The 23,746-nt window shown below is 57.3% G+C and carries 22 protein-coding genes and 1 pseudogene; 8 read left to right on the top strand and 15 right to left on the bottom strand.

Translation table 11 applies throughout. From position 1 onward, the window contains the following. Positions 1-65: 65 nt before the first annotated feature. On the bottom strand, positions 66-305 hold the full coding sequence (locus H7R76_RS06965) for a cytoplasmic protein (RefSeq protein WP_106924176.1): 240 nt from the start codon (positions 303-305) through the stop codon (positions 66-68). Then, entirely contained in the window at positions 305-1,168 is an 864-nt protein-coding gene (gene pdxK / locus H7R76_RS06960; protein WP_182967331.1) for a pyridoxine/pyridoxal/pyridoxamine kinase, read from the bottom strand. Before pdxK ends, H7R76_RS06965 begins: the two co-directional genes overlap by 1 nt. A gap of 85 nt (positions 1,169-1,253) precedes the next feature. Here pdxK and ptsJ point away from each other — a divergent pair, with 85 nt between their 5' ends. Genes ptsJ through H7R76_RS06945 form a run of 3 tightly spaced genes read left to right on the top strand, consistent with a single transcriptional unit; the run spans position 1,254 to position 3,697 of the window. Further along, a complete protein-coding gene (ptsJ, locus tag H7R76_RS06955) occupies positions 1,254-2,558 on the top strand; it encodes a MocR-like B6 salvage transcription factor PtsJ (RefSeq protein ID WP_182967329.1) in 1,305 nt (434 codons plus the stop codon). A gap of 4 nt (positions 2,559-2,562) precedes the next feature. Then, complete coding sequence (locus H7R76_RS06950; protein ID WP_106924173.1) at positions 2,563-3,267, top strand: type 1 glutamine amidotransferase; 705 nt, start codon at positions 2,563-2,565, stop codon at positions 3,265-3,267. 28 nt (positions 3,268-3,295) lie between these two features. Further along, on the top strand, positions 3,296-3,697 hold the full coding sequence (locus tag H7R76_RS06945) for a YybH family protein (RefSeq protein WP_182967327.1): 402 nt from the start codon (positions 3,296-3,298) through the stop codon (positions 3,695-3,697). Here the strand turns inward: H7R76_RS06945 and cysM are convergent. The 5 genes from cysM to H7R76_RS06920 form a co-directional block, all read right to left on the bottom strand. After that, positions 3,694-4,605, bottom strand: coding sequence for a cysteine synthase CysM (gene cysM, locus H7R76_RS06940; protein WP_106924171.1), 912 nt, complete (start codon positions 4,603-4,605; stop codon positions 3,694-3,696). The genes H7R76_RS06945 and cysM overlap by 4 nt on opposite strands. A 113-nt stretch (positions 4,606-4,718) precedes the next feature. Beyond that, entirely contained in the window at positions 4,719-5,813 is a 1,095-nt protein-coding gene (cysA, locus tag H7R76_RS06935; protein ID WP_035897287.1) for a sulfate/thiosulfate ABC transporter ATP-binding protein CysA, read from the bottom strand. Next, positions 5,803-6,678: a sulfate/thiosulfate ABC transporter permease CysW gene (gene cysW, locus H7R76_RS06930; protein ID WP_182967325.1), complete on the bottom strand. Its 876-nt coding sequence runs from the start codon at positions 6,676-6,678 to the stop codon at positions 5,803-5,805. Before cysW ends, cysA begins: the two co-directional genes overlap by 11 nt. Next, on the bottom strand, positions 6,678-7,511 hold the full coding sequence (gene cysT / locus H7R76_RS06925) for a sulfate/thiosulfate ABC transporter permease CysT (RefSeq protein WP_182967323.1): 834 nt from the start codon (positions 7,509-7,511) through the stop codon (positions 6,678-6,680). The genes cysW and cysT overlap by 1 nt, the downstream gene beginning before the upstream one ends. Next, positions 7,511-8,527, bottom strand: a complete 1,017-nt coding sequence (locus H7R76_RS06920; RefSeq protein ID WP_106924167.1) for a sulfate ABC transporter substrate-binding protein — start codon at positions 8,525-8,527, stop codon at positions 7,511-7,513. The genes cysT and H7R76_RS06920 overlap by 1 nt, the downstream gene beginning before the upstream one ends. A 246-nt stretch (positions 8,528-8,773) precedes the next feature. Between H7R76_RS06920 and yefM the strand changes: the two genes are divergently transcribed. Both yefM and H7R76_RS06910 read left to right on the top strand, forming a co-directional pair. Further along, the gene (yefM, locus tag H7R76_RS06915; protein ID WP_182967321.1) at positions 8,774-9,025 is read left to right on the top strand and encodes a YoeB-YefM toxin-antitoxin system antitoxin YefM; all 252 of its coding nucleotides are present in this window, start codon (positions 8,774-8,776) and stop codon (positions 9,023-9,025) included. Beyond that, positions 9,022-9,273, top strand: a pseudogene (locus tag H7R76_RS06910) (Txe/YoeB family addiction module toxin); the annotation flags it as partial. The gene yefM and the pseudogene H7R76_RS06910, both read left to right, overlap by 4 nt. Before the next feature lie 38 nt (positions 9,274-9,311). On the opposite strand, the gene H7R76_RS06905 reads toward H7R76_RS06910, so the two are convergent. From H7R76_RS06905 to H7R76_RS06890, 4 genes are all read right to left on the bottom strand, one after another. Continuing rightward, entirely contained in the window at positions 9,312-10,211 is a 900-nt protein-coding gene (locus H7R76_RS06905) for a Dyp-type peroxidase (RefSeq protein ID WP_106924164.1), read from the bottom strand. 97 nt (positions 10,212-10,308) lie between these two features. After that, positions 10,309-10,884 (bottom strand): RpoE-regulated lipoprotein, encoded by a 576-nt coding sequence (locus H7R76_RS06900; RefSeq protein WP_182967317.1) that lies wholly within the window; start codon positions 10,882-10,884, stop codon positions 10,309-10,311. 61 nt (positions 10,885-10,945) lie between these two features. Next, positions 10,946-11,395: a DUF2919 domain-containing protein gene (locus tag H7R76_RS06895; RefSeq protein WP_182967315.1), complete on the bottom strand. Its 450-nt coding sequence runs from the start codon at positions 11,393-11,395 to the stop codon at positions 10,946-10,948. Beyond that, positions 11,382-11,807: a GNAT family acetyltransferase gene (locus tag H7R76_RS06890; RefSeq protein ID WP_181357945.1), complete on the bottom strand. Its 426-nt coding sequence runs from the start codon at positions 11,805-11,807 to the stop codon at positions 11,382-11,384. Before H7R76_RS06890 ends, H7R76_RS06895 begins: the two co-directional genes overlap by 14 nt. A gap of 213 nt (positions 11,808-12,020) precedes the next feature. Here H7R76_RS06890 and amiA point away from each other — a divergent pair, with 213 nt between their 5' ends. Both amiA and hemF read left to right on the top strand, forming a co-directional pair. Further along, positions 12,021-12,890: an N-acetylmuramoyl-L-alanine amidase AmiA gene (amiA, locus tag H7R76_RS06885; RefSeq protein ID WP_106924160.1), complete on the top strand. Its 870-nt coding sequence runs from the start codon at positions 12,021-12,023 to the stop codon at positions 12,888-12,890. Then, positions 12,890-13,789: an oxygen-dependent coproporphyrinogen oxidase gene (gene hemF / locus H7R76_RS06880; RefSeq protein ID WP_182967313.1), complete on the top strand. Its 900-nt coding sequence runs from the start codon at positions 12,890-12,892 to the stop codon at positions 13,787-13,789. Before amiA ends, hemF begins: the two co-directional genes overlap by 1 nt. Positions 13,790-13,824: 35 nt before the next feature. On the opposite strand, the gene maeB is transcribed toward hemF, so the two are convergent. The 4 genes from maeB to aegA form a co-directional block, all read right to left on the bottom strand. Further along, a complete protein-coding gene (maeB, locus tag H7R76_RS06875; RefSeq protein ID WP_182967311.1) occupies positions 13,825-16,104 on the bottom strand; it encodes an NADP-dependent oxaloacetate-decarboxylating malate dehydrogenase in 2,280 nt (759 codons plus the stop codon). Positions 16,105-16,507: 403 nt separating this feature from the next. Further along, positions 16,508-17,557: a DUF1176 domain-containing protein gene (locus H7R76_RS06870; protein WP_106924157.1), complete on the bottom strand. Its 1,050-nt coding sequence runs from the start codon at positions 17,555-17,557 to the stop codon at positions 16,508-16,510. Between the two features lie 105 nt (positions 17,558-17,662). Continuing rightward, a complete protein-coding gene (gene nudK / locus H7R76_RS06865) occupies positions 17,663-18,238 on the bottom strand; it encodes a GDP-mannose pyrophosphatase NudK (protein ID WP_106924156.1) in 576 nt (191 codons plus the stop codon). Between the two features lie 58 nt (positions 18,239-18,296). Then, positions 18,297-20,279 (bottom strand): formate-dependent uric acid utilization protein AegA, encoded by a 1,983-nt coding sequence (gene aegA / locus H7R76_RS06860; protein WP_182967309.1) that lies wholly within the window; start codon positions 20,277-20,279, stop codon positions 18,297-18,299. A gap of 326 nt (positions 20,280-20,605) precedes the next feature. Here aegA and acrD point away from each other — a divergent pair, with 326 nt between their 5' ends. Beyond that, the gene (gene acrD, locus H7R76_RS06855) at positions 20,606-23,719 is read left to right on the top strand and encodes a multidrug efflux RND transporter permease AcrD (RefSeq protein WP_182967307.1); all 3,114 of its coding nucleotides are present in this window, start codon (positions 20,606-20,608) and stop codon (positions 23,717-23,719) included. Positions 23,720-23,746 lie beyond the last annotated feature (27 nt).

Below are 23,746 nucleotides of genomic sequence, written 5' to 3'. Positions count from 1 at the left end.
GCGCCATTTTTTTGTCCGCAGGCCGGAGCGGGCGCTTACGCCACCATCCGGCCACCAGCCGCAGCCTACAGCGCCGAGGTTACCGGGCGAAAACAGGGCTCGTGCATCAGGACTTTCATCCCATCCGGGCCGCTTTCCAGCACCCGACGTTCGGAATCGGACACCCACAGCTCGCACTGATACCCTCCGGTAACGCCGAATACTGCCCGCGCCACGCAAGCATCTTCCAGCGCATCCTTGCCGCTGGTATCAAAATGCCCCACCAGCCGACCATTATGGCGTACAACCAGACGATAGCGCTTCATCACGCCTCCCCTGCCGGTGGCAGAATTAACTCATCGCAGCCGCACGTTTGCGTCCAGCGCATCACTTCCAGAACCCGCTGCGCGGCATCGTGTGCGGCATCAGAAAGCGATTTTTTCTGCACTATGCCGCTGATAAGCTCCGCACAGAACAGATCGCCGGTGCCCTTAAGGTCCGTTTCCAGACGTGGGTGATCGATGACCGCCGTCGATTCCGCCGTCACCACCACTACGGTAATGTTATCGGCCGTCTGGGCCGGCGCGCTGGTGATCACTACCCATTTCAGGCTGTCAGAAAGCAGCGACTGCGCGGCGGCTATCGCCTCGCTCAGCGTGCCGCAAGGCTTACCGCTCAGCATTTCCAGCTCGAATACGTTGGGCGTTAACCCCTGCGCCAGCGGCAGCAGATGAGTGCGATAGGCTTGCGGAATTTCCGCTTTGACGTAGACCCCGCTGTCGACGTCGCCTATCACCGGGTCAACCAGAATGCAGATATCCGGATGGGTGATCTGTACCGTTTTTAGCCACTCCGCCAGCAGTGCAATCTGCTCCGCGCTGCCCATATAGCCGGTGGTGACCGCTTTCAGCTCGCGCAAGGCATCACGCTCATTCAGCGCCTGGAGGTACCCACCGAACCACTCGCCGGGGATAATCCCGCCGTAAAACGTGTCGTAGTGCGGCGTATTGCTAAACAGCACCGTCGGCACGGCGGTCACCCGCAGACCGTGGGCCTTGATCGCCGGGACGGCAATACTGTTGCCGACGCTGCCGTAGACCACCAGAGACTGCACGGCCACGATGTCCGTTTGCAGCGCACGGTGCGTATCGTGGAACAGCACCGACTGTATTTCACTATCCTGCCCCATCTCCTTCTCCTTATGACTCTGGACAGCGGGCTGGCGCCTCACTATTATCGTCATATGCTAAAATTCATTTTGTCATAGGTCAATAATGATCGACGGAAAAAGCGCCAGTGAAATTTTTGACAGTATTCGCCAGCATATCACCAGCGGACAGTTGGCGAAGGGGGAAACGCTGCCGCCCGTGCGTTTCCTGGCGATGCGTCTGGGCGTTAACCGCAATACGGTTGCCGCCGCCTATAAAAGACTGGTGACCTCCGGGCTGGCGCTTAGCCTTGGCCGCAACGGCACGGTGATTAAAGCCACGCCAACGCCGGTAGCGCTGGAAGGTGGCAACCCGCATACCCCGCTCACCGATCTCTCCGGCGGCAATCCTGCCGCGGATAAATTACCGGATTTGGGTCGTTATCTATCACACATTAGCCGAACGCCGCGCCTGTATGGCGATGCGCCGGTATCACCCGCGCTGTATGACTGGGCCCAGAGCTGGATGCAAGAGGCGATACCCACGGCGGGCGAAATAGATCTGACCAACGGTGCCGTCGATGCCATCGAACGCCTGCTGAGCGCTCATCTGCTGCCCGGCGATAGCGTCGCCGTGGAAGACCCCTGCTTCCTCAGTAGCATCAGCATGCTACGGTACAGCGGTTTTCACGCCAGCCCGGTTACCATCGACAGCGAAGGGATGCAGGCGGACGCCCTGGAACGTGCGCTCGCCGCCGGCGCTCGCGCAGTGATCCTGACACCACGCGCCCATAACCCCACCGGCTACAGCCTCAGCGCGGCACGAGCCGCCGCTATCCGCCAGGTGCTCAGCCGCTACCCGCAGGCGCTGGTTATCGTCGATGACCACTTTGCGCTTCTTTCGGCAGCCGACTGGCACCCCGTGCTTACGTCGGATACCCGACACTGGGCGGTGATTCGATCGATGTCCAAAGCGCTGGGTCCGGATCTGCGCCTGGCCTTTGTTGCCAGCGATACGGCCACGTCGGCGAAGCTGCGGCTGCGGCTCAACGCCGGCAGCCAGTGGGTAAGTCATCTGCTACAAGATTTAGTCTACGCCTGCCTGACGGATGAGGCGTTCCCACAACAGCAGGCGCTGGCTCGTCAGTTTTACGCCAGCCAACAACAAAAGCTGGCACGGGCGCTACGCAGCCGTGGCATTGAAAATGCGCCCCCCGGTGATGGTCTGAACCTGTGGCTTCCGCTCCCCGCCGCCAGCCAGACAGCGGCGTTTTCGCTGGCAAAATCAGGCTGGCTGGTGCGTGAAGGCGAGGCGTTTGGCGTCAGTGCCCCTGCGCATGGACTGCGTATTACCATTTCTACACTTAGCGATAACGACATCACCCGACTAGCGGCCGATATTCATCAGGCGCTTAGCCTCTATCAGGAGTAAAACAGTGCGAGTCCATTTTGTTATTCACGAATCGTTTGAATCTGCGGGCGCTTACCTGCCGTGGGCCGAGTCGCGCGGCCATGAGATCAGTTGGACGCACGTCTATAACCATGAGCGCGTCCCCGCCAACGCCGATGGTTTTGACATGCTTGTCGTCTTTGGCGGCCCTCAGTCGCCGCGCACAACGCTCGCCGAATGCGCTTACTTCGATTCCAAAGCCGAACAGCAGCTCATTCGTCAGGCCATTGACGCCGGGCGCACGGTGGTCGGCATTTGCCTCGGTTCGCAGCTGATTGGCGAAGCCTTGGGTGCGGCCGTAGGCCAGAGTCCGGAAAAAGAGATTGGTCACTACCCGATAACCCTCACCGAGGCTGCGCTTCAACACCCGCTGTTCAACCATTTCGGTTCGCCGCTCACCGTCGGCCATTGGCACAACGACATGCCGGGGCTGACCGATAGCACGGTCGTTCTGGCCACCAGCGCCGGCTGCCCGCGCCAGATAGTGCAATATACCGATAAGGTGTATGGCTTCCAGTGCCATATGGAGTTTACCGCCGACGCGGTTGAAGGATTGATTCAGCACTCCCAACAGGAGCTGGATGAAGCCAAAGGTAAGCCGTATATCCGTAGCGTCGATGAGATGCGCGCCTATGACTATCGCGAAATGAATGAGAAGCTATGGGGATTTCTTGATAAGTTGACGCAGTAACCCACCACCAATGCGTTAAGGAGAAGACATGCCAGCGTCATCGCTTAAAGCGGTTATCGAAGCCTGCGACCGCGCCATCTCGCAGGAAGACTACGCCACGCTGATGGAATATTACGCCGAGGACGCCACGCTGGTGGTGAAACCCGGCATGATGGTCAGCGGGAAAGAAAACATTCGCAAAGCGTTTATTGCCATCGCCGATTATTTTCAGCATCGACTGACGGTGACGCAAGGCAGGATGGAGATTATCGAAGGCGGCGATAACGCGCTGGTGATCATGGAGACCCGGCTGGATATTGCTCAGGAAAACGGTGAAACAACGCAGGTCACGCGCCGCGCGACCTACGTATTTCGCCAGCAGGCAGGGCGTTGGCTGTGTACGGTAGATAACTCGTACGGCACCGACCTGCTGGACAGCACGGCGACTTAAATCCCCGCCCCCTGGCTGAAGTGTTCTTCACCAAATACCCCGGTAGACAGATAGCGATCGCCGCGATCGCAGATGATCGCTACCACTACCGCACCCGGGTTTTGCTCGGCCACGCGAATCGCGCCCGCCACCGCGCCGCCGGAACTCACGCCGCAGAACACGCCTTCTTTCACCGCCAGCGCGCGCATGGTGTTTTCCGCGTCGTTCTGGTGAATATCCAACACCTGGTCAACCAGGCTGGCGTTAAAAATCCCCGGCATATATTCCGCTGGCCAGCGACGAATACCGGGAATGCTGCTGCCCTCTTCCGGCTGCAGGCCAACGATAGTGACCGCTTTTTCCTGTTCACGTAAAAAACGTGACACGCCGGTAATCGTACCGGTGGTGCCCATACTGGAGACAAAGTGGCTGATACGCCCTTCCGTCTGCCGCCAGATTTCCGGACCGGTCGTGGTGTAATGCGCGTACGGGTTATCCGGGTTGTTGAACTGATCTAACAGCTTGCCTTCGCCTCGCTGGGCCATGTCCAGCGCTAAATCACGCGCCCCCTCCATGCCCTGCTCCTTGGTGACCAGAATCAGCTCAGCACCGTAGGCACGCATCGCCGCACGGCGTTCCTGGCTCATATTGTCCGGCATCAGCAGCTTCATCTGATAACCTTTCAGCGCGGCGATCATTGCCAGCGCAATGCCGGTGTTGCCGCTCGTTGCCTCAATCAACACGTCGCCCGGCTTAATCTCGCCACGCTTTTCCGCCTCGACAATCATCGACAGCGCGGCCCGATCCTTCACCGACCCGGCGGGATTGTTGCCTTCCAGTTTGACCCAAATTTCACTGCCGTTATCCGGCCCCAGACGTTGTAATTTGACCAGCGGCGTGTTGCCGATCGTTTGTTCTAATGTATTCACTTCTGCTGTCCAATAAAAAGCCCGGCTGCGTTTCGCTTACCGGGCCTGTCAATATTGTTTTGTAGGCCGGGTAAGCGTAGCGCCACCCGGCAAAACCACGTGCGATTAAGCTATCAGGCCGTTTCTGCCAGAGCAAGCGTCTCATGGGACTCAATACGCTGGTCACCATGATAGAGGCGTGCATTCTGCAAGCCCACAAACAGACGATCGCCACGCAGCGGCGCATCGTCCCCGCGCATCACCACCGTTAACGGCTCGTGATACCACCCCAGAGGCTGGACAACTAATTGGGTGTAGTGACCTTTCGGGCTGGCTTCCAGTACCTGAACCGGCAGCGGGGAATCGAGGCTGGTACGGCGGCTCACATCCACTTCCCACGGGCGCAGGAACAGATCTACCGGCCCCTGATAAGACGGCGTATAGCCCAGCGGCCAGCGGTGCGCGCCAACGTGGAACTGCCCGCCGCGAATGGTCCCCTGCAGACGGTTCACTTCGCCCATAAACTCCAGCACGAAGCGGGTGGCTGGCTCGCGCCAAACCTGATCCGGCTCATCGGCCTGTTCGATATTACCCTGGCTCATCACCACCACGCGGTTGGCGACTTCCATCGCTTCTTCCTGATCGTGGGTGACGAAGACGCTGGTGAATTTCAGCTCTTCATGCAGCTGACGCAGCCAGCGACGCAGCTCTTTACGTACCTGCGCATCCAGCGCACCGAACGGTTCGTCGAGCAGTAAAATCTGTGGCTCCACCGCCAGCGCACGAGCCAGCGCCACGCGCTGTTTTTGTCCGCCAGAAAGCTGTGCCGGATAGCGGTCTGCCAGATGAGCAAGCTGCACCATCTCCAGCAGTTTGGTGACTTTTGCTTTAATGGTCGCGGCGTTTGGACGCTCGCGGCGCGGCAGCACCGTCAGGCCAAAGGCGATGTTGTCGAACACCGTCATATGGCGGAACAGCGCGTAGTGCTGGAATACAAACCCCACTTTACGATCGCGCGCGTGCAGGCGGCTGACGTCGGTGCCGTGGAAGCGAATATGCCCGCTGGTCTGGTGCTCCAGCCCGGCAATAATGCGCAGCAGCGTGGTTTTCCCGGAACCGGACGGCCCCAGCAGCGCGACCATCTGGCCGGAAGGGATATCCAGAGAGATATCATTCAGCACCTGGGTGCGACCAAAAGACTTCTTAATATTGGCAATCTCAATGCTCATGATTTCCCTCCTGTTGCGCGCGTTTTTCCTGATTATGCAAACGCCACTGCAACGCACTCTTTAAAAATAAGGTCAGAATCGCCATCAGGGTCAGCAGCGCCGCGGCGGTAAAAGAACCGACGGTGTTGTAGTCCTGCTCCAGCAGTTCAATCTGTAACGGTAACGACAGGGTCTCGCCGCGAATCGAGCCGGAGACCACCGACACCGCGCCAAACTCACCGATAGCACGAGCGTTGGTCAGCACCACACCGTACAGCAGCGCCCAGCGAATATTTGGCAGCGTAACGCGTTTAAACATCTGCCAGCCGGAGGCACCGAGCAGCACCGCCGCTTCGTCTTCCTGACTGCCCTGGCTCAGCATTACCGGTACCAATTCACGAACCACGAACGGGCAGGTCACAAAGATGGTGACCAGCACCATGCCCGGCCAGGCAAACATAATTTGCAGGTTATGCGCTTCCAGCCAGCCGCCGAGTGGGCCGTTGGAACCGTAAAACAGCAGATAAACCAAACCCGCGACGACCGGCGAGACGGCAAACGGGATATCCAGCAGCGTCAACAGCAGCTGGCGCCCCGGGAAGTTAAAGCGCGTCACCAACCATGCCAGCAGCACGCCGAACACCAGGTTTACCGGCACGGTAATCAGCGCAATCATCACCGTCAGCCAGATGGCGTGCAGCATGTCCGGGTCGGCCAGGTTTTGCAGCACCGGCATCAGCCCTTTGCTGAACGCCTGGACGAAGATATAGATCATCGGCACCAGCAGGATAAAGGCCGAAACCAGCATCCCGGTACCAATCAGAAACCATTTACCGCAGTTGATGCGGGGTGCGTCATAGCGCTTCAATTGAGTAACTTCCGCCATTAGTGACCTACCACACGTCGACCAAAGCGACTTTGCAAGGTATTGATGGAGAACAGCAGCAGCAGAGAGGCCGCGAGGATAACCGACGCAATCGCGCTCGCCGCTGGATAATCAAACTCCTGCAGGCGAATAAAGATCATCAGCGAGGTCACTTCCGTCTTCCAGGCAATGTTCCCGGCGATAAAAATTACCGCACCAAACTCGCCAAGGCTGCGGGTGAACGACAGCGCGACGCCCGCCACCAGCGCCGGGGAAAGTTCCGGCAGCACCACTTTACGGAAGCTCTGCCAGCGCGTCGCGCCCAGCGTTTCCGCCGCTTCTTCATATTCAGGGCCTAACTCTTCCAGCACCGGCTGTACGGTACGCACCACGAACGGGATGCTGGTGAACGCCATCGCCACCGCAATGCCGAGCCAGGTGTAGGTCACTTTGATATCAAACTTCGCCAGCCACTCGCCGTAGAAGCCGTTCACCGAGAACAGCGACGCCAGCGTCAGGCCCGCCACCGCCGTTGGCAGCGCAAACGGCAGATCCATCAGCGCGTCCAGCAGCGTACGGCCCGGAAAACGGTAGCGGGTTAACACCCACGCCATCAGCAGGCCGAACACGCCGTTAAAAATCGAGGCCGCAAACGCCGACAGCAGCGTCACTTTGTAGGCCGCCACCACCTGCGGGTTGGTAATCACGTCCCAGTACTGCGACCAGCTCATCTGCGCCAGTTGCATCACCAGCGCGCTCAGCGGCAGCAGCAGAATTAAACAAACAAACAGCAGACTGGTGCCAAGGCTCAGGGTAAAGCCCGGCAGCACGCGTCTGGAAGAAACAGCAAACATTACTTACGCCCCGCCGCTAACAGCTTGTCTAACTCACCACCGCTGGCGAAATGCGTTTTCATCACTTCAGGCCAGGCGCCAAATTTGTCTTCCACGCGGAACAGTTCGGTCTGCGGGAATTTGTCTTTCAGCTTGTCCATCACCTGCGGGTTGTTCACGCGGTAGTAGTAGTCGGTGATGATGGTCTGCGCCTGCGGGCTATACAGATAGTTCAGGTAGGCTTTCGCCGCCTTCTCGGTACCGTTGGCCTTAACGTTTTTATCGACCCAGGCGACCGGGAACTCCGCCAGAATGTTGACCTTCGGCACCACCACTTCGAAGCCCTGATCTTCATACTGCTTACGGATGTTGTTCACTTCCGATTCGAAGGTGATCAGCACGTCGCCCAGACCACGCTCCACGAAAGTGGTGGTCGCGCCACGGCCGCCGGTATCAAACACTTCGACATTTTTCAGGAACTGGGTCATAAACTGCTGCGTTTTGGCTTTATCGCCGCCGTCAGCCTGATCCGCCGCGCCCCACGCCGCCAGATAGGTATAGCGCGCGTTACCGGAGGTTTTCGGGTTCGGGAAAATCAGCTTCACGTCCGGGCGCACCAGGTCGTTCCAGCTATGAACATTTTTCGGGTTGCCCTTACGGACCAGGAACGCCATGGTCGAGTAGAACGGCGAGCTGTTGTTCGGTAAACGCGCCTGCCAGTCCGCCGGAATCAGGTTGCCTTTATCATGCAGAATCTGCACATCGGTCACCTGGTTATAAGTTACAACGTCTGCTTTTAAGCCCTGCAAAATAGCCAGCGCCTGCTTGGAAGAACCGGCGTGTGACTGCTTAATCGTCAGCTTGTCACCCGCGTTGTCCTTCGCCCACTGCTGTTCAAACGGCGTATTCAGGGCGGCGAACAGCTCACGGGAGACGTCATAAGAGCTGTTTAGCAGCTCCGTCGCCTGTGCTTGTGCCACCAGCAGCATTGAAGCGGCCAGCGCCAGGTATCTTTTTTTCAGTAACGTCATAGCCATTGCGCACCCTATCGTTTGGAGACTCTCTGAGCACCAGTGTATTTATAACGGAGACCAAAGGAGTAACGGTTTTATATACCGTTTGGTGATTTGGAAGTTGAAAAGGGAATAAGGATTTTTAACATGCCAGGAATATCTGGATAACGACTCGCAAAAGCATTATCAACGGCTTGTTCGGGCTGTTAATCCAGGGTCAAATACCCACACATATACAATGGACATATGTGACATCATCAGGAGAGTGCCATGAGAATAATCAGCGATAGCGAAGCCCGGCAAAACCTATCCACAACGCTACGGCAAGTAACGGAAGATCGCGCCCCTATTATCATCACCCAACAAAACGGTAAGGCATGCGTGCTGATGTCGCTCGAAGAATACCGTTCGCTGGAAGAAACCGCTTATCTGATGCGATCACCCGCAAATGCCGGACGACTCATGGATGCGATTGAGGAGCTAAAAACTGGAAAAGGTATCCAAAGGGATTTGATGGAGTGAAACTTATCTGGTCAGCACAGGCATGGGACGATTATCTGTACTGGCAAGATACGGATAAGAGCATGATAAAAAAGATAAACGAGCTTATCAGGGCGATTAAACGCACGCCCTTTGTCGGCAAAGGTAAGCCAGAACCGCTGAAATTTGATCTGGCGGGATTTTGGTCCCGCCGGATCACATTAGAGCATCGACTTGTCTACAAACTTGATAACGATGCTCTACTGGTTGCGGCATGCCGGTATCACCATCAGACGGCCCGTTTTATGGCATCTGAAGAGAATGCACCTTACAACGCCACTAACTTATCCAGCGAAGGCGCAAAGTAATACCCACCGGTCACCGGCTTAGTAAAGCGCAGCATCGCATCGCGCTTACCGTCGGTGTCGCCAAACATGCTCAGCAGCTGCTGCTCAATGTTATGCAGACGCGCGCAGTACGCGCAGAAGTACAGGCCGTGGGTACCGCTCGCCGTACCATAAGGCAGGCTCTGACGCACAATTTTCAGCCCTTTGCCGTCTTCTTTCAGGTCAACGCGGGTCAGGTGAGAAGTTTCCGGGCGATCGTCGCCGTCGATCTCTTCGTTGGCTTCTTTGGTACGGCCAATCATCATTTCCTGATCCGGCACGCTCATGCGGTTAAGCTGCTTGAGGTTGTGCTCCCAGCGCTGTACGAACACGTAGCTGCCGCCCGCATCAACGCCGTCTTTAATCACGGCCACTTCGCGGCGCGTTTCTTCACCCGCCGGGTTCTCGGTGCCATCAACGAAACCGCTCAGGTCACGTTCTTCAACCCAGCGGAAACCGTGTACTTCTTCCTGCACGTCCAGGGAATCACCGAACGCCGCCAGTGCAGCCTGAGCAACGGAAAAGTTCACGTCGTGGCGCAGCGACAAAATGTGGATAAGCACATCAAATTGCGTGGAGGGTGCAAGTCCTTTACCGTACGGAGGGAAATCTTTCAGCTCTTCTGCACCCACGCCGCCGCTCAGCTCGCGCCAGGTGTTGTGGCCAAACGCGACAACCGCGCCTAAATGGGCTTCCGGGAATTTATCCTGAAACGCCGCCAGCTTTTCGGCAAAAATTTTGCTGCCGGCACGCAGGGCGTTAACGTCCCCTTTAACATTGGCTTCAATCCAAATCGCCGCGCGGCAATGTTCCGGCAAAATGCCGCTCTGAACCTGAGACATCGCTCCTCCTGAAATAAAATGCCACGACATCGTGGCATAGAAAAACCTTACACATTGTACCCGCTTTTCGACGCAGCGGGTCAATTTGCCGACAAAATTAGCGCCGCCAGATTATTTTTGACAGCGTCCAGTTTTTCAACGCATCGTCCGGCGGCATTAGCCCCTGCGGCCCCTGCCAGGTGCCGGAGAACTGGTAACTAATGTGCTGGCTCTCTTTTGCTTTACATTCCACCACGTTACTCTCGTCGTCAACTGCAGGTGCACAGTTGCCGAAGGCTTTATCGTAAATGGCGTTAAACGCTGCGCCGACCTTCACGCCGTCGGCGGCTTCAACGCTGTCATCCAGGACGTCAACCCGGCTGACGCTGCCGCCGTCGCCGTTAATCACCATCGCCAGCTTGTCACCGCGCAGCGCTTCAAAGTAGTGAACAATATTGCCCTGGTGCGCCTTCATGCCGCTTCGAATACGATAGCTGCTGCCCAATGCGTCGCTAATGGCCTGTTCGTTCAGCGCCGTGGTTCCGCCAATCCCGCCCACGCCCTGCTCGGTGATACCGGCCGAAGAGCCAAACCAGTTCCACGGGTAGGCCGCCGACCAGTTAACCGACGACAGCGTTGAGCAGCCGGTCAACGCCAGCGGCAGTGCATAGAAGAATAAACGCAGCGATTTCATTGATACTTCCTATAAATTCAAGTCAGGCCTGTTGGAGTCCAGTAAACGCAAAAAGTGCCGTTTATTCTGTGACCTCGCGAAAACAGGCGCGTAAACGGCGATTGCTCAGCAGCCACCACAGGGCATAGATATCCAGCAAAAACAGGCTTAACCCAACGCCGGACAACGCCTCACCGCTGAGCCACAGCCACGGCTGCCACAGCAGCAGGATAATCTGCGACACGATTAACGCCGGATGCAGCCATCGCCATAATCGCGGGTAGACGTGGCGCCGCCCGCTAAGCAGAAACGCCAGTACGGCCGGTACGCCGGGCAGCAGGCCAATCCAGAAAAGCGAGTGGTCAGGATAGAACAGATTGAGCAAGGCATCGCCCTGATCGCGTGAGGCGCCGGCCATCAGGAACAGCACCCACGTCCGCGCCTGTAACAACAGCAGGCACCAGAACAAAAACGGCAGTCGCAGGCGGCCCTGCGGATCGTAGTCGGCGGGCGAGAAATCAGTACTCTTCATCTTCGATCAGACGTTTTCCTAAGCTTTGCACATCGGCATGTTCATAGCCCAGACGCTCGTACATGCCCAGCACGACGTCGTTTTCCTCACGCACCATAATGTGAATTTTCGGGCAGCCGCGGGCAATGAGCTTTTTCTCAAGACGATTGAGCAGCGCGTTAGCAATACCGCGGCCGCGGTATTCCGGGTGAACGCCAAGATAATAAGCTGAACCACGATGACCGTCGTAGCCGCCCATAATGGTACCGACCACTTCACCGTTGACCTCCGCCACCAGGAACAGGCTGACGTCATGGTTTACCTTACGTTCGATATCCATCTCAGGATCGTTCCATGGTCGCAGCAGATCGCATCGCTCCCATAGAGTGATGACCTCTTCAAAGTCCGACTGGCGAAAAACGCGTATCTCCATGGTATTGCCCGCCTTTTCAGGTTCAAAAACAGTGATTATGGCGTGAACGGCCAATTTAGCCAATATCTGGCGCGGCACAGTGAAAAAAATGGCATAATAAGGTACAGACACGTATTGAAATGAAAAGTAAAACAATTCTCATCACGAACTGTCGTAACGAAGATCGCGATACGATATAACATATAGATTCTTGTTTTTACAACTCAGGCCGGAATGAGCACTTTTAAACCATTAAAAATACTGACTTCGCGCCGCCAGGTGCTGAAAGCCGGATTGGCTGCGCTCACGCTGTCAGGGATAGCTTCCCACGCGGCAGCAAAAGACACCACCTTAAAAACCAGCAATGGTCACAGTAAGCCGGCGAAAAAAACATCAAGCCGTCGGCTGGTGATGCTGGATCCAGGCCACGGCGGTATTGATACCGGCGCAATCGGCCATAACGGTTCGAAAGAAAAGCATGTGGTGCTGGCGATTGCCAAAAACGTTCGCGCTATTCTGCAGAAAAACGGCATCGATGCTCGGCTGACCCGCTCGGGCGATACCTTTATTCCGCTGTACGATCGGGTTGAAATCGCCCATAAGCACGGCGCAGATTTGTTTATGTCAATTCACGCAGATGGTTTTACTAACCCCTCTGCCGCAGGCGCGTCGGTCTTCGCCCTCTCCAACCGCGGGGCCAGTAGCGCAATGGCAAAGTATCTGTCGGACCGTGAAAACGCCGCTGATGAGCTGGCGGGCAAGAAGGCCAAAGACAAAGACCATCTTCTGCAGCAGGTGCTGTTCGATCTGGTACAAACCGATACCATCAAAAACAGCCTGACGCTCGGCTCGCACGTGCTGAAGAAAATTAAGCCAGTGCACAAGCTGCACAGCCGCAGCACCGAGCAGGCGGCATTTGTGGTTCTGAAGTCGCCGTCGATTCCCTCCGTGCTGGTCGAAACCTCCTTTATTACCAACCCGGCCGAAGAGAAGCTGCTGGGCACCACGGCATTTCGACAAAAAATCGCCGATGCTATCGCTTCGGGTATCATCAGCTACTTCCACTGGTTCGATAACCAGAAAGCCCACGCGAAGCGACGCTGATGACCATTAACGTCGATCAGGTTAAAGCCTTTCTGCTCGGGCTACAGGACGAGATATGCCGCCAGCTTGCACAGCTCGACGGCGGCGTATTTATTGAAGATAGCTGGCAGCGCGATGCCGGCGGCGGCGGCCGTAGCCGGGTGCTACGCGACGGCGCCGTCTTTGAACAGGCTGGCGTCAATTTCTCCCACGTACACGGCGACGCGATGCCCGCCTCCGCAACGGCGCACCGCCCGGAGCTTGCCGGGCGCAGCTTCGAGGCCATGGGCGTATCGCTGGTCGTTCACCCGCGTAATCCGTATGTGCCGACAAGCCATGCCAACGTGCGTTTCTTTATTGCCGAAAAACCGGGTACTGAGCCAGTGTGGTGGTTCGGCGGCGGCTTCGATTTAACCCCTTACTACGGTTTTGATGAAGACGCCGTGCACTGGCACACCGTCGCGCGCGACCTGTGCCAGCCGTTTGGCGATGACGTCTATCCGCGTTATAAAAAGTGGTGTGACGACTACTTCTATCTTAAGCACCGCCAGGAGCAGCGCGGCATTGGCGGCCTGTTCTTTGACGATCTGAATACGCCAGACTTTGCCCACTGCTTCGCCTTTATGCAGGCGGTAGGAAACGGCTTTACCGACGCCTACCTGCCCATCGTCGAGCGTCGCAAAGCAATGACTTATGGCGAGCGCGAACGCGATTTCCAGCTCTACCGCCGCGGGCGCTACGTTGAGTTCAATCTGGTGTGGGACAGAGGCACGCTGTTCGGCCTGCAGACCGGCGGGCGCACGGAGTCCATTCTGATGTCGATGCCGCCGCTGGTGCGCTGGGAGTATAACTATCAGCCGGAAGACGGCAGCCCGGAAGCGGCGCTGAGCGAGTTTATTAAGGTCAAAGACTGGATCTAAGATGAAAAGGCCCCGGAATTCCGGGGCCTTTTATTTTACAGCGGCTGAGTCTGCGCTTCGACCACCGCCAACGCCACCATGTTGACGATACGGCGTACGGAAGCGATCGGCGTCAGGATGTGCACCGGCTTCGACACGCCCATCAGCACCGGCCCAACGGTCACCCCTTCCGAACTGGAGACTCGCAGCAGGTTATAGCTGATACGCGCGGCTTCCATATTCGGCATCACCAGTATATTCGCCGAGCCTTTCAGCGGGCTGTCCGGCATACGGTCGTTGCGGATGCTTTCGACCAGCGCGGCATCGCCGTGCATTTCGCCGTCAATCATCAGCTCCGGCGCGCGCGCCTTCACCAGCTCCAGCGCGTCACGCATTTTGCTGGCCGACGGGCAATCGGAAGAGCCAAAGTTGGAATGCGACAGCAGCGCCACGCGCGGTTCAATACCGAAACGACGCACGCTTTCCGCCGCCATCAGGGCGATTTCGGCGATCTGCTCCGGCGTAGGATCGTTATTGACGTAGGTATCGGCAATAAAGGTGTTGCCGCTCGGCAGCAGCAGCGCGTTCATTGCTCCGGCGGTATGTACGCCGTCACGGTAGCCAAACAGCGGTTTCACGGCGCTGAAGTGCTCATGGTAGTCACCGATGGTGCCGCAGATCATACCGTCGGCTTCCCCGCGCAGTACCATAATCGAGCCGATAGCCGTGGTGTTACTGCGCATCTCGCGCTGCGCCTGTTCCTGAGTGATGCCGCGGCGCTTCATCAGGCTGTAGTATTCCTGCCAGTACTCCTTAAAGCGCGGGTCGGATTCGTTATTGACGATTTCAAAGTCAACGCCCGGTTTAATTTGCAGCCCCAGCTTCTGAATACGCATTTCAATCACGCTCGGGCGACCAATCAGAATCGGCTTTGCCAGCCCCAGAGTGATCAGCTCCTGCGTCGCGTGCAGCACGCGGGTATCTTCCCCTTCCGCCAGCACGATGCGCTTCGGCTCTTTGCGCGCCTGCGAGAAGATAGGCTTCATAAACAGGTTGGTTTTATAGACGAACTCGCTCAGTTTTTCGATGTAGGCATCGAAATCAGCAATCGGGCGCGTCGCGACGCCAGAGTCCATCGCCGCCTTAGCAACGGCCGGGGCGATCTTCACGATCAGGCGCGGATCGAACGGTTTAGGAATGATGTATTCCGCGCCAAAGCTCAGATCCTGATCGCCGTAGGCGGAAGCCACCACTTCACTCTGCTCGGCATGGGCCAGCTCGGCGATAGCGTGAACGGCCGCCAGCTTCATCTCTTCGTTGATGGCCGTCGCGCCGACGTCCAGCGCGCCGCGGAAGATGAACGGGAAGCACAGGACGTTGTTAACCTGGTTCGGGTAGTCGGAACGGCCGGTACAGATGATGGCGTCCGGGCGCACTTCTTTGGCCAGCGGCGGCAGTATTTCCGGTTCCGGGTTCGCCAGCGCAAGGATCATCGGCGCGCGGGCCATCTTCTTCACCATCTCCTGGGTCAGCACTTTCGGGCCAGAGCAGCCAAGGAAGATATCCGCGTCGGCAATCACATCGTCCAGCGAGCGTTTGCCATTATCTTTCACCGCATAAGCCGCCTTGGTTTCCGCCATGTTCGGCTCTCGGCCTTCGTAGATAACGCCTTTGGAGTCGCAGACCACAATGTTGTGTTTCTGCATCCCCAGCGCCACCAGCAGGTTCATACAGGCAATCGCTGCGGCGCCAGCGCCGGAAACCACCATGCGAACATCGGAGATATTTTTCTCCACCACGCGCAGGCCGTTAAGAATAGCGGCGGTACTGATAATCGCCGTGCCGTGCTGGTCGTCGTGGAACACCGGAATGTTCATACGTTCGCGCAGCTGCTGCTCAATGTAGAAGCATTCCGGCGCTTTAATGTCTTCGAGGTTGATGCCGCCAAAGGTCGGCTCCAGCGCCGCCACCACGTCGATAAATTTGTCCGGATTAGTCTCATCCACTTCGATATCGAAAACGTCAATACCGGCGAACTTCTTGAACAAAACGCCCTTACCTTCCATCACCGGCTTACCGGCCAGCGCGCCAATATTGCCGAGGCCGAGCACCGCGGTGCCGTTTGACACCACCGCCACCAGGTTGCCACGCGCGGTATATTTGTAGGCCGCCAGCGGGTCTTTTTCAATTTCAAGACACGGTGCGGCAACGCCCGGCGAATAGGCCAGCGCAAGGTCGCGTTGGGTGGCTAACGGCTTGGTGGGAGAGACCTGAATTTTACCTGGAATGGGGAATTCATGGAAATCGAGGGCACTTTGTTTTAATTGGTCGTCCATTTAGGGTTCCTTTCACGTATCGAACTAAAAGGGTGAAGCGCAATTACGTCCTGATGCACTCCCGAAGGGAAGCGCCTAGTATCGCCTGTGGCCGCCCGGTAAACTTTGAAGGCCGCCATACTCTTGCGAACACGCCTGTCTTTGTTATCTATTTATGTCTGACATGTTATCAAGTATCGATAGTAAGATCATGATTTCCAGATATGCTTTTTTGTTATGCCAGCCATAACCTAATGGCTATGGGCAAAGCGTCTGGCCATTTCCTGGCATCATCATGCCTCACCGCGATAATGTTCAGCCATCATCCTGAATAGCTAAATTAATCATTACGTTGATAGGCTAGACGCACGAGGATATAGGGGGAATGCGCCGTCATCAGGCGGCGCAGAGGAAGGGAAAAATGTTAGCCGGAAACCCACTGTGTTGCCCAGGCGTCTGGCCCCTGCCAGTTATCACACTGCGGCTGCGCGGCGTAGCGCACCAGGCGAAAACGCTGGCCGTCGTAGCGCCAGCGCGTTTGTACACCGCAGTCGGCAAGGCCGCGGCCTTTTTCAAGCGTCACCAGCTCGCGGCTTTTTTCGTTGTACGTGAGATTGACCAGCTCAATATCACGCCCTTCGCTGCCGGAAGGCACAAACGGCAGACGCAGGCGAATCGGCGTCGTCACAAACGGTTTTTTTCGCGACACCAGCCAGGCACGGTAGAAGGTGTTATAAGCGCCAGACTCGCAGCTGGTCATGATCAGCGCCTTATCATCGGTCAGCGCCGTCACCCACACTTCACGACGCAGGGGGTCGAGTGAACACTGCACGTTGTTCATCCGCCAGGTGGCAAAATCCAGCAGGTCGTTGTACTCATCATGACCCAACGGCGTCGGCGCGGCATTCACTTTTGCCACCGCCTTAAGCGCCGGCGCGGGCGGCACGCTGAGCGGGGGCTCGTCGCCTTTTCTTACCCACGCGGTTTCATTGCCCACCCGTTTTTGGCGCGCGTCGATAAACAGCAGTGCCGCCTTCAACCCCTGCAATGAAATGACCTGAACGCCCCTCGCCAGGGTCATCGCGTGGGCATCCTGAATCAGCTGCAGGAAAGCATCGATCGTGGCGCTATCGCCGGTCGTCAACAGCTTCGGCTGAACTTTCCATCGTTCACCATTCAGCTTCAGCGGCTTACCGTCAAGCAGCAACCGCGGTTCAATCGCCGGTACGGTCGCCACCGGATTAACCAGCCCGCCCAGCTCAATGCGCAGCTGCGCATCGGTATGCGCCCCGGCGCTACGGCTTAACGTCATCACCAGCCCATAGTGCAGGCCTACGTTGCGGGTCACGCAGAAATTTTGATTATTGCAGGTGACTAACCAATCGGAGAAAAGCTGCTGCGCCGGCGCCGCCCACGTCGACGACGTCGGGAGCCACCCGATGCAGAAGATAAAAAGGAAAACGCGGTAACGCATGGACGGTACAACCCCAGAAGAAAAAAGCATCAACTTACCGGGGCTATCCTGGATGACGAAGCGGCAACCCTCAATCGGATTTATCGGATTGAGCTACAGGCAAAATTACGCCATCAGGCCGGATGCATGAAGATACTGAAGTAAAATCACCGTCTTACCGTCGCAAATTTCGCCGCTGCGCACCTTTTCCAGCGCCTGGGAAAACGGCAGTTCCAGCACGTCAATATCTTCATCATCGACCCCGCCGCCGGCGTTATCGCGCAGGCGGTCATCGTATTGCGCGATAAAGAAATGGATGATTTCGGTCACGCCGCCCGGCGACATATACAGTTGAAAGACCTTACGTACGTGACTCACCTGGTAGCCAGTCTCTTCGATGGCCTCTTTGCGGATGCAGGTTTCCGGATCGTCGTCGTCGAGCAGCCCGGCGCAGGCTTCAATCAGCATACCGTCGGCATTGCCGTTCACCCAGGTTGCCACGCGGAACTGGCGCACCAGCACCACGCTCTTTTTTTGGCTGTTGTACAGCAGCACCGTCGCGCCGTTGCCGCGATCGTAAACTTCACGCTTATGGCGCACGACCGTACCGTTTTTCTGCGTTAAATCGTAGGTAATATTGCGCAGGACAAAGTAGTTGTCAGAGAGGATTTGATCTTTGATGACGTTGATATTAAGGGACATGTGGGCTCCACGGCGATAACGCTTTCGCGCCATATTACGCCGTGAAGCCCGGGTATCGTCAATGCGCGCGAGTCACTTTTACGCCCAGCCAGTCGAGGATCCCCTGCGCCGCATGGCGCCCTTCCGCCATGGCCGTCACCACCAGGTCGGCCCCGCGCACCGCATCGCCGCCGGCAAAAATTTTGGGGTTCGAGGTCTGATAGCGATAGCGCGAATGCACGTTCGCACGAATGCGTCCCCAGTCGTCCACCTCAACGCCCTGCGCGTTCAGCCATGGCATGCTGTGCGGATGGAAACCAAACGCCATGATCACCGCATCTGCAGGCATCACAAACTCGCTGCCGGGAATGGGTGTCGGGCGGCGACGCCCCTGGCCGTCCGGTTCGCCGAGCTGAGTCCGCAGGAAGCGCACGCCGCACACGCGGCCGCTGGTATCCAGTTCAAGGGTCACGGGCTGGACGTTGAATTCAAACTCGGCCCCCTCTTCCTTAGCGTTTTTGACCTCTTTTTTCGAACCCGGCATGTTGGCTTCATCGCGACGATAGGCGCAGGTCACTTTTTCTGCCCCGTGACGCAGTGCGGTACGCACGCAGTCCATCGCCGTATCACCGCCGCCGAGCACGACCACGTTCAGCCCCTGGGTGTTGATATACGGTTCATCAGGTAACTCGCCGAGCCCCATCACCTGCTTGGTGTTGGCAATCAGGAACGGCAGCGCGTCATACACGCCGGGCGTGTCCTCATTCGGCAAGTTGGCCTTCATGGAACGATAGGTCCCCACGCCGACGAACACTGCGTCGTAGTCATTCAGCAGCGTGTCCAGCGTGATGTCTACGCCAATCTCGCAGTTCAGCTCAAAGCGGATACCCATCTCGGTGAAAATTTCACGGCGGCGGGCCATCAGCGATTTATCCAGCTTGAACGCCGGAATGCCAAAGGTCAGCAGGCCGCCGATTTCCGGATGGCGATCGAATACCACCGGCTCAACGCCCTGGCGCACCAGAATATCGGCACACGCCAGCCCCGCAGGCCCGGCACCGATAATCGCCACCCGCTTGCCGCTGCTGACAACATTGCCGATATCCGGCCGCCAGCCTTTGGCCAGCGCACGATCGGAGATATAGCGTTCAATATTACCGATGGTCACTGCACCGTGTTCGTCACGGATAGTACAAGCCCCTTCGCAGAGTCGGTCCTGCGGGCAAACGCGGCCGGTAATCTCCGGCAGCGGGTTGGTCTGATGCGACAACTCCACCGCCGCATCGATATCGCCAGCGTTCACCCGCGCAATCCACTGTGGAATATGGTTGTGCAGCGGGCAGGTCCATTCGCAGACGCTGTGCTCGCCGCAGCTCAGGCAGCGCGAGGAGGCCTGCTGAGCCTGATCTTCACGCAGCGGCAAATAGATTTCGCCAAAACCGGTTTTACGTTCCGCCAGGTTGAGTTTATCAGCTTCGCCGCGCGCGGGCGTTTGCGCCATCTGCTGCACCTTGCTGCGCTGCGCGATGGGCGCTACGGCCCGGGTATCGCCATGCCACGGCTGCGCTTCGCGACAGGCCGTCTGCAGACGACGGGTGCGGGCAATCTCAGTTAACTGCTGGCTGGTCATCAGCTGCAGCGCGTCTGCCGGACAGTTTTCCACGCAGGCCGGTCCACCCGGACGTGTCTGACAAAGGTCACATTTGTGCGCGGTGGCTTTGACACGGCCATCGGCTGCGGGCGCCAGGACTATCTGCATGGTGCCAAACGGGCAAGCGACGGCGCAGGATTTACAGCCAATACACTTTGCCTGATCGACCTGGATGGCGTCATCGACCTGACGAATGGCGCCATTCGGGCAGCTGCGGGCGCAGGGGGCGTCCTCACAATGATGGCAGGTCGCAGCGCCACGTTGTTGATTCATTTTGACGACCGTGATGCGCGGCAAAAACTGCGCGACGTCGAGCACATGTTGCTCATCGTTATGCGACATCACACAGGCCACTTCACATGCTCTACATCCAATACATTTTTGGCTATCCACCCGAATAAAACGGTTCATACTCTCTCAGCCTATGGTTATAAAACCTTATATTTATAAGCCCTATTTATTAGCCGAGGAGCTACCGTACAGGCAATGTCCATTTGTCCAGAATTCGCGACTATTTGTCGGTTAGCTGTGGCAGATCAAAAAATTTCATCTTAAATGAAATTACGTTTCATTGGCTTTAAGCCGCTTACGTCATGCTATGCAAAGCTTTCGTAAAAGCGGCATGATAATTTACATTATCTCCTTTTTTTCTCCACGATTGCTGAGAGCCTTACGGCTACAGTGTTTCTCGCAATTCTGTACGTAAAAAAAATGAACAACACGAGGTTTGGATCCTGATGGCGAATTTCTTCATCGATCGCCCCATTTTTGCCTGGGTGCTGGCAATTCTGCTATGCCTTACCGGGGCCCTGGCGATTTTTTCTTTACCGGTAGAGCAATACCCCGACCTCGCTCCTCCCAACGTTCGCGTGACGGCGAACTATCCCGGCGCGTCCGCGCAAACGCTGGAGAATACCGTAACGCAGGTTCTCGAGCAGAATATGACCGGCATCGATAACCTGATGTATATGTCATCCCAGAGCAGCGCCACCGGTCAGGCCAGCATTACCCTCAGTTTCGTCGCCGGTACCAACCCGGATGAAGCGGTACAGCAGGTGCAAAACCAGCTACAAACCGCGATGAACAAACTCCCGCAGGCGGTACAAAATCAGGGCGTAACGGTACGTAAAACCGGGGATACCAATATTCTGACCATCGCCTTCGTCTCTACCGATGGCAGCATGGATAAGCAAGATATTTCCGACTATGTCGCCAGTAACATTCAGGATCCGCTTAGCCGCGTCGACGGCGTGGGCGATATTGACGCCTACGGTTCCCAATACTCCATGCGTATTTGGCTCGACCCGGCCAAGCTCAATAGCTATCAGATGACGGCTGCCGACGTTACCAGCGCGATTAAATCCCAGAACGCGCAGATTGCCGTCGGGCAGCTAGGCGGCACGCCGTCGGTTGATAAACAGGCGCTGAACGCAACCATCAACGCCCAGTCTCTGCTGCAAACGCCGCAGCAGTTCCGTAATATCACGCTGCGCGTCAATCAGGACGGTTCAGAAGTGACGCTGGGCGACGTCGCCACCGTCGAAATGGGCGCCGAAAAGTATGACTACCTTAGCCGCTACAACCGTAACCCGGCCTCTGGTCTGGGGATTAAGCTTGCCTCCGGGGCTAACGAAATGGCCACCGCCGAGCGCGTGATTCAGCGTCTGGATGAACTGAAGGCCTACTTCCCGCACGGGCTGGAATACAAAGTCGCTTACGAAACCACCTCCTTCGTGAAGGCGTCGATTAAAGACGTGGTGAAAACGCTGCTGGAAGCCATTCTGCTCGTGTTCCTGGTCATGTATCTGTTCTTACAGAACTTCCGTGCAACGCTGATTCCAACCATCGCCGTGCCGGTGGTGCTGATGGGAACCTTCTCGGTGCTGTACGCCTGTGGCTACAGTATTAACACCCTGACGATGTTCGCCATGGTGCTCGCCATCGGCCTGCTGGTAGATGACGCCATCGTGGTGGTAGAAAACGTTGAGCGTATCATGAGCACCGAAGGGCTCTCGCCAAGGCAGGCCACGCGAAAATCAATGGGCCAGATTCAGGGGGCGCTGGTCGGTATCGCCATGGTGCTGTCGGCCGTGTTTATTCCGATGGCCTTCTTCGGCGGTACCACCGGGGCTATCTATCGCCAGTTTTCCATTACGATCGTTTCGGCCATGGTGCTGTCGGTGCTGGTGGCGATGATCCTTACGCCCGCGTTGTGCGCCACTCTCCTTAAGCCTGTACATAAAGGCGAAACCCACGGCACGAAAGGTTTCTTCGGCTGGTTCAACCGCAGCTTCGACGCCAGCGCGCGTCGCTATGAATCCGGCGTAGCGAAAATTCTGCATCGCAGCGTACGCTGGATGCTGATTTACGTCGTGCTCCTCGGCGGAATGGTGTTCCTGTTCCTGCGTCTGCCCTCTTCTTTCCTGCCGCTGGAAGACCGCGGAATGTTTACCACCTCGGTACAGCTACCCAGCGGTGCAACCCAGCAGCAGACGCTGAAGGTGGTTGAGAAAGTCGAAGACTACTTCTTTAAAAATGAGCCGGACAACGTTACCTCTATCTTTGCGACCATCGGCTCCGGCCCGGGTGGTAACGGCCAGAACGTGGCGCGTATGTTTGTGCGCCTGAAAGATTGGGACCAGCGCGACAGCACTACCGGCACCTCATTTGCCATTATCGAGCGCGCCACCAAAGCGCTCAACAAAATCAAGGAAGCGCGCGTCTACGCCAGTAGCCCACCGGCCATCAGCGGCCTGGGCAGTTCCGCAGGCTTCGATATGGAGCTTCAGGACCACGGCGGCGCCGGACACGACGCGCTGATGGCGGCACGCGACAAGCTGCTTGAGCTGGCGGGCCAGGACCCGCAGCTGACCCGCGTGCGCCATAACGGCCTCGACGACAGCCCGCAGCTGCAAATCGATATCGATCAACGCAAAGCGCAGGCGCTAGGCGTCTCTATCGACGACATCAACGACACGCTGCAAACCGCATGGGGCTCAAGCTACGTGAATGACTTTATGGATCGCGGGCGCGTGAAGAAAGTCTACGTGCAGGCCGCGGCGAAATACCGCATGCTGCCGGACGATATCAACCTGTGGTATGTGCGCAACAGCGCGGGCCAGATGGTGCCCTTCTCCGCCTTCGCCACCTCTCTCTGGGAAACGGGCTCACCGCGTCTGGAACGCTATAACGGCTATTCGGCGGTAGAGATTGTCGGCGAAGCCGCGCCGGGCGTCAGCACCGGTACGGCAATGGATGTCATGGAGAATCTGGTGCAGCAGCTGCCTTCCGGCTTTGGCCTGGAATGGACGGCGATGTCTTACCAGGAACGCCTCTCCGGCGCGCAGGCGCCGGCGCTGTACGCTATTTCACTGCTGGTGGTGTTCCTGTGTCTGGCGGCGCTGTATGAAAGCTGGTCGGTGCCATTCTCGGTGATGCTGGTTGTCCCGCTGGGAGTTATCGGCGCGCTGCTGGCCACCTGGATGCGCGGCCTGGAGAACGACGTCTACTTCCAGGTAGGGCTCCTGACCGTCATCGGGCTCTCGGCAAAGAACGCCATCCTGATTGTTGAATTTGCCAACGAAATGAACCAGAAAGGCGAAGACCTGATGTCGGCAACGCTCGAAGCCTGCCGCCAGCGTCTGCGCCCGATTCTGATGACGTCGCTGGCATTTATCTTCGGCGTGCTGCCAATGGCGCTCACCACCGGCGCGGGCTCAGGCGGCCAGCACGCGGTAGGCACCGGCGTAGTTGGCGGGATGATATCCGCCACGGTGCTGGCTATCTTCTTCGTGCCGCTGTTCTTTGTGCTGGTGCGTCGACGCTTCCCGCTGAAAGAAAAGCAGGAATAAGTCCTCAGCCCCTCGCAGGAGGGGTTC

This window comes from Klebsiella sp. WP8-S18-ESBL-06, from assembly GCF_014169755.1.
GTDB classification, from domain to species: Bacteria; Pseudomonadota; Gammaproteobacteria; order Enterobacterales; family Enterobacteriaceae; genus Kluyvera; species Kluyvera ascorbata_B.
The sequence above is the reverse complement of the archived record's forward strand: the minus strand, read 5'-3'. Positions and strand labels throughout refer to the sequence as shown.

Coding starts and splice junctions, on each gene's coding strand:
- aegA (WP_182967309.1), bottom strand. CDS start 20,279: ATGAACCGTTTTATTCGGGTGGATAGCCAAAAATGTATTGGATGTAGA.
- ptsJ (WP_182967329.1), top strand. CDS start 1,254: ATGATCGACGGAAAAAGCGCCAGTGAAATTTTTGACAGTATTCGCCAG.
- pdxK (WP_182967331.1), bottom strand. CDS start 1,168: ATGGGGCAGGATAGTGAAATACAGTCGGTGCTGTTCCACGATACGCAC.
- acrD (WP_182967307.1), top strand. CDS start 20,606: ATGGCGAATTTCTTCATCGATCGCCCCATTTTTGCCTGGGTGCTGGCA.
- cysW (WP_182967325.1), bottom strand. CDS start 6,678: ATGGCGGAAGTTACTCAATTGAAGCGCTATGACGCACCCCGCATCAAC.
- H7R76_RS06945 (WP_182967327.1), top strand. CDS start 3,296: ATGCCAGCGTCATCGCTTAAAGCGGTTATCGAAGCCTGCGACCGCGCC.
- maeB (WP_182967311.1), bottom strand. CDS start 16,104: ATGGACGACCAATTAAAACAAAGTGCCCTCGATTTCCATGAATTCCCC.
- yefM (WP_182967321.1), top strand. CDS start 8,774: ATGAGAATAATCAGCGATAGCGAAGCCCGGCAAAACCTATCCACAACG.
- amiA (WP_106924160.1), top strand. CDS start 12,021: ATGAGCACTTTTAAACCATTAAAAATACTGACTTCGCGCCGCCAGGTG.
- hemF (WP_182967313.1), top strand. CDS start 12,890: ATGACCATTAACGTCGATCAGGTTAAAGCCTTTCTGCTCGGGCTACAG.
- H7R76_RS06920 (WP_106924167.1), bottom strand. CDS start 8,527: ATGGCTATGACGTTACTGAAAAAAAGATACCTGGCGCTGGCCGCTTCA.
- H7R76_RS06900 (WP_182967317.1), bottom strand. CDS start 10,884: ATGAAATCGCTGCGTTTATTCTTCTATGCACTGCCGCTGGCGTTGACC.
- cysA (WP_035897287.1), bottom strand. CDS start 5,813: ATGAGCATTGAGATTGCCAATATTAAGAAGTCTTTTGGTCGCACCCAG.
- H7R76_RS06895 (WP_182967315.1), bottom strand. CDS start 11,395: ATGAAGAGTACTGATTTCTCGCCCGCCGACTACGATCCGCAGGGCCGC.
- H7R76_RS06965 (WP_106924176.1), bottom strand. CDS start 305: ATGAAGCGCTATCGTCTGGTTGTACGCCATAATGGTCGGCTGGTGGGG.
- H7R76_RS06870 (WP_106924157.1), bottom strand. CDS start 17,557: ATGCGTTACCGCGTTTTCCTTTTTATCTTCTGCATCGGGTGGCTCCCG.
- H7R76_RS06890 (WP_181357945.1), bottom strand. CDS start 11,807: ATGGAGATACGCGTTTTTCGCCAGTCGGACTTTGAAGAGGTCATCACT.
- H7R76_RS06905 (WP_106924164.1), bottom strand. CDS start 10,211: ATGTCTCAGGTTCAGAGCGGCATTTTGCCGGAACATTGCCGCGCGGCG.
- cysT (WP_182967323.1), bottom strand. CDS start 7,511: ATGTTTGCTGTTTCTTCCAGACGCGTGCTGCCGGGCTTTACCCTGAGC.
- nudK (WP_106924156.1), bottom strand. CDS start 18,238: ATGTCCCTTAATATCAACGTCATCAAAGATCAAATCCTCTCTGACAAC.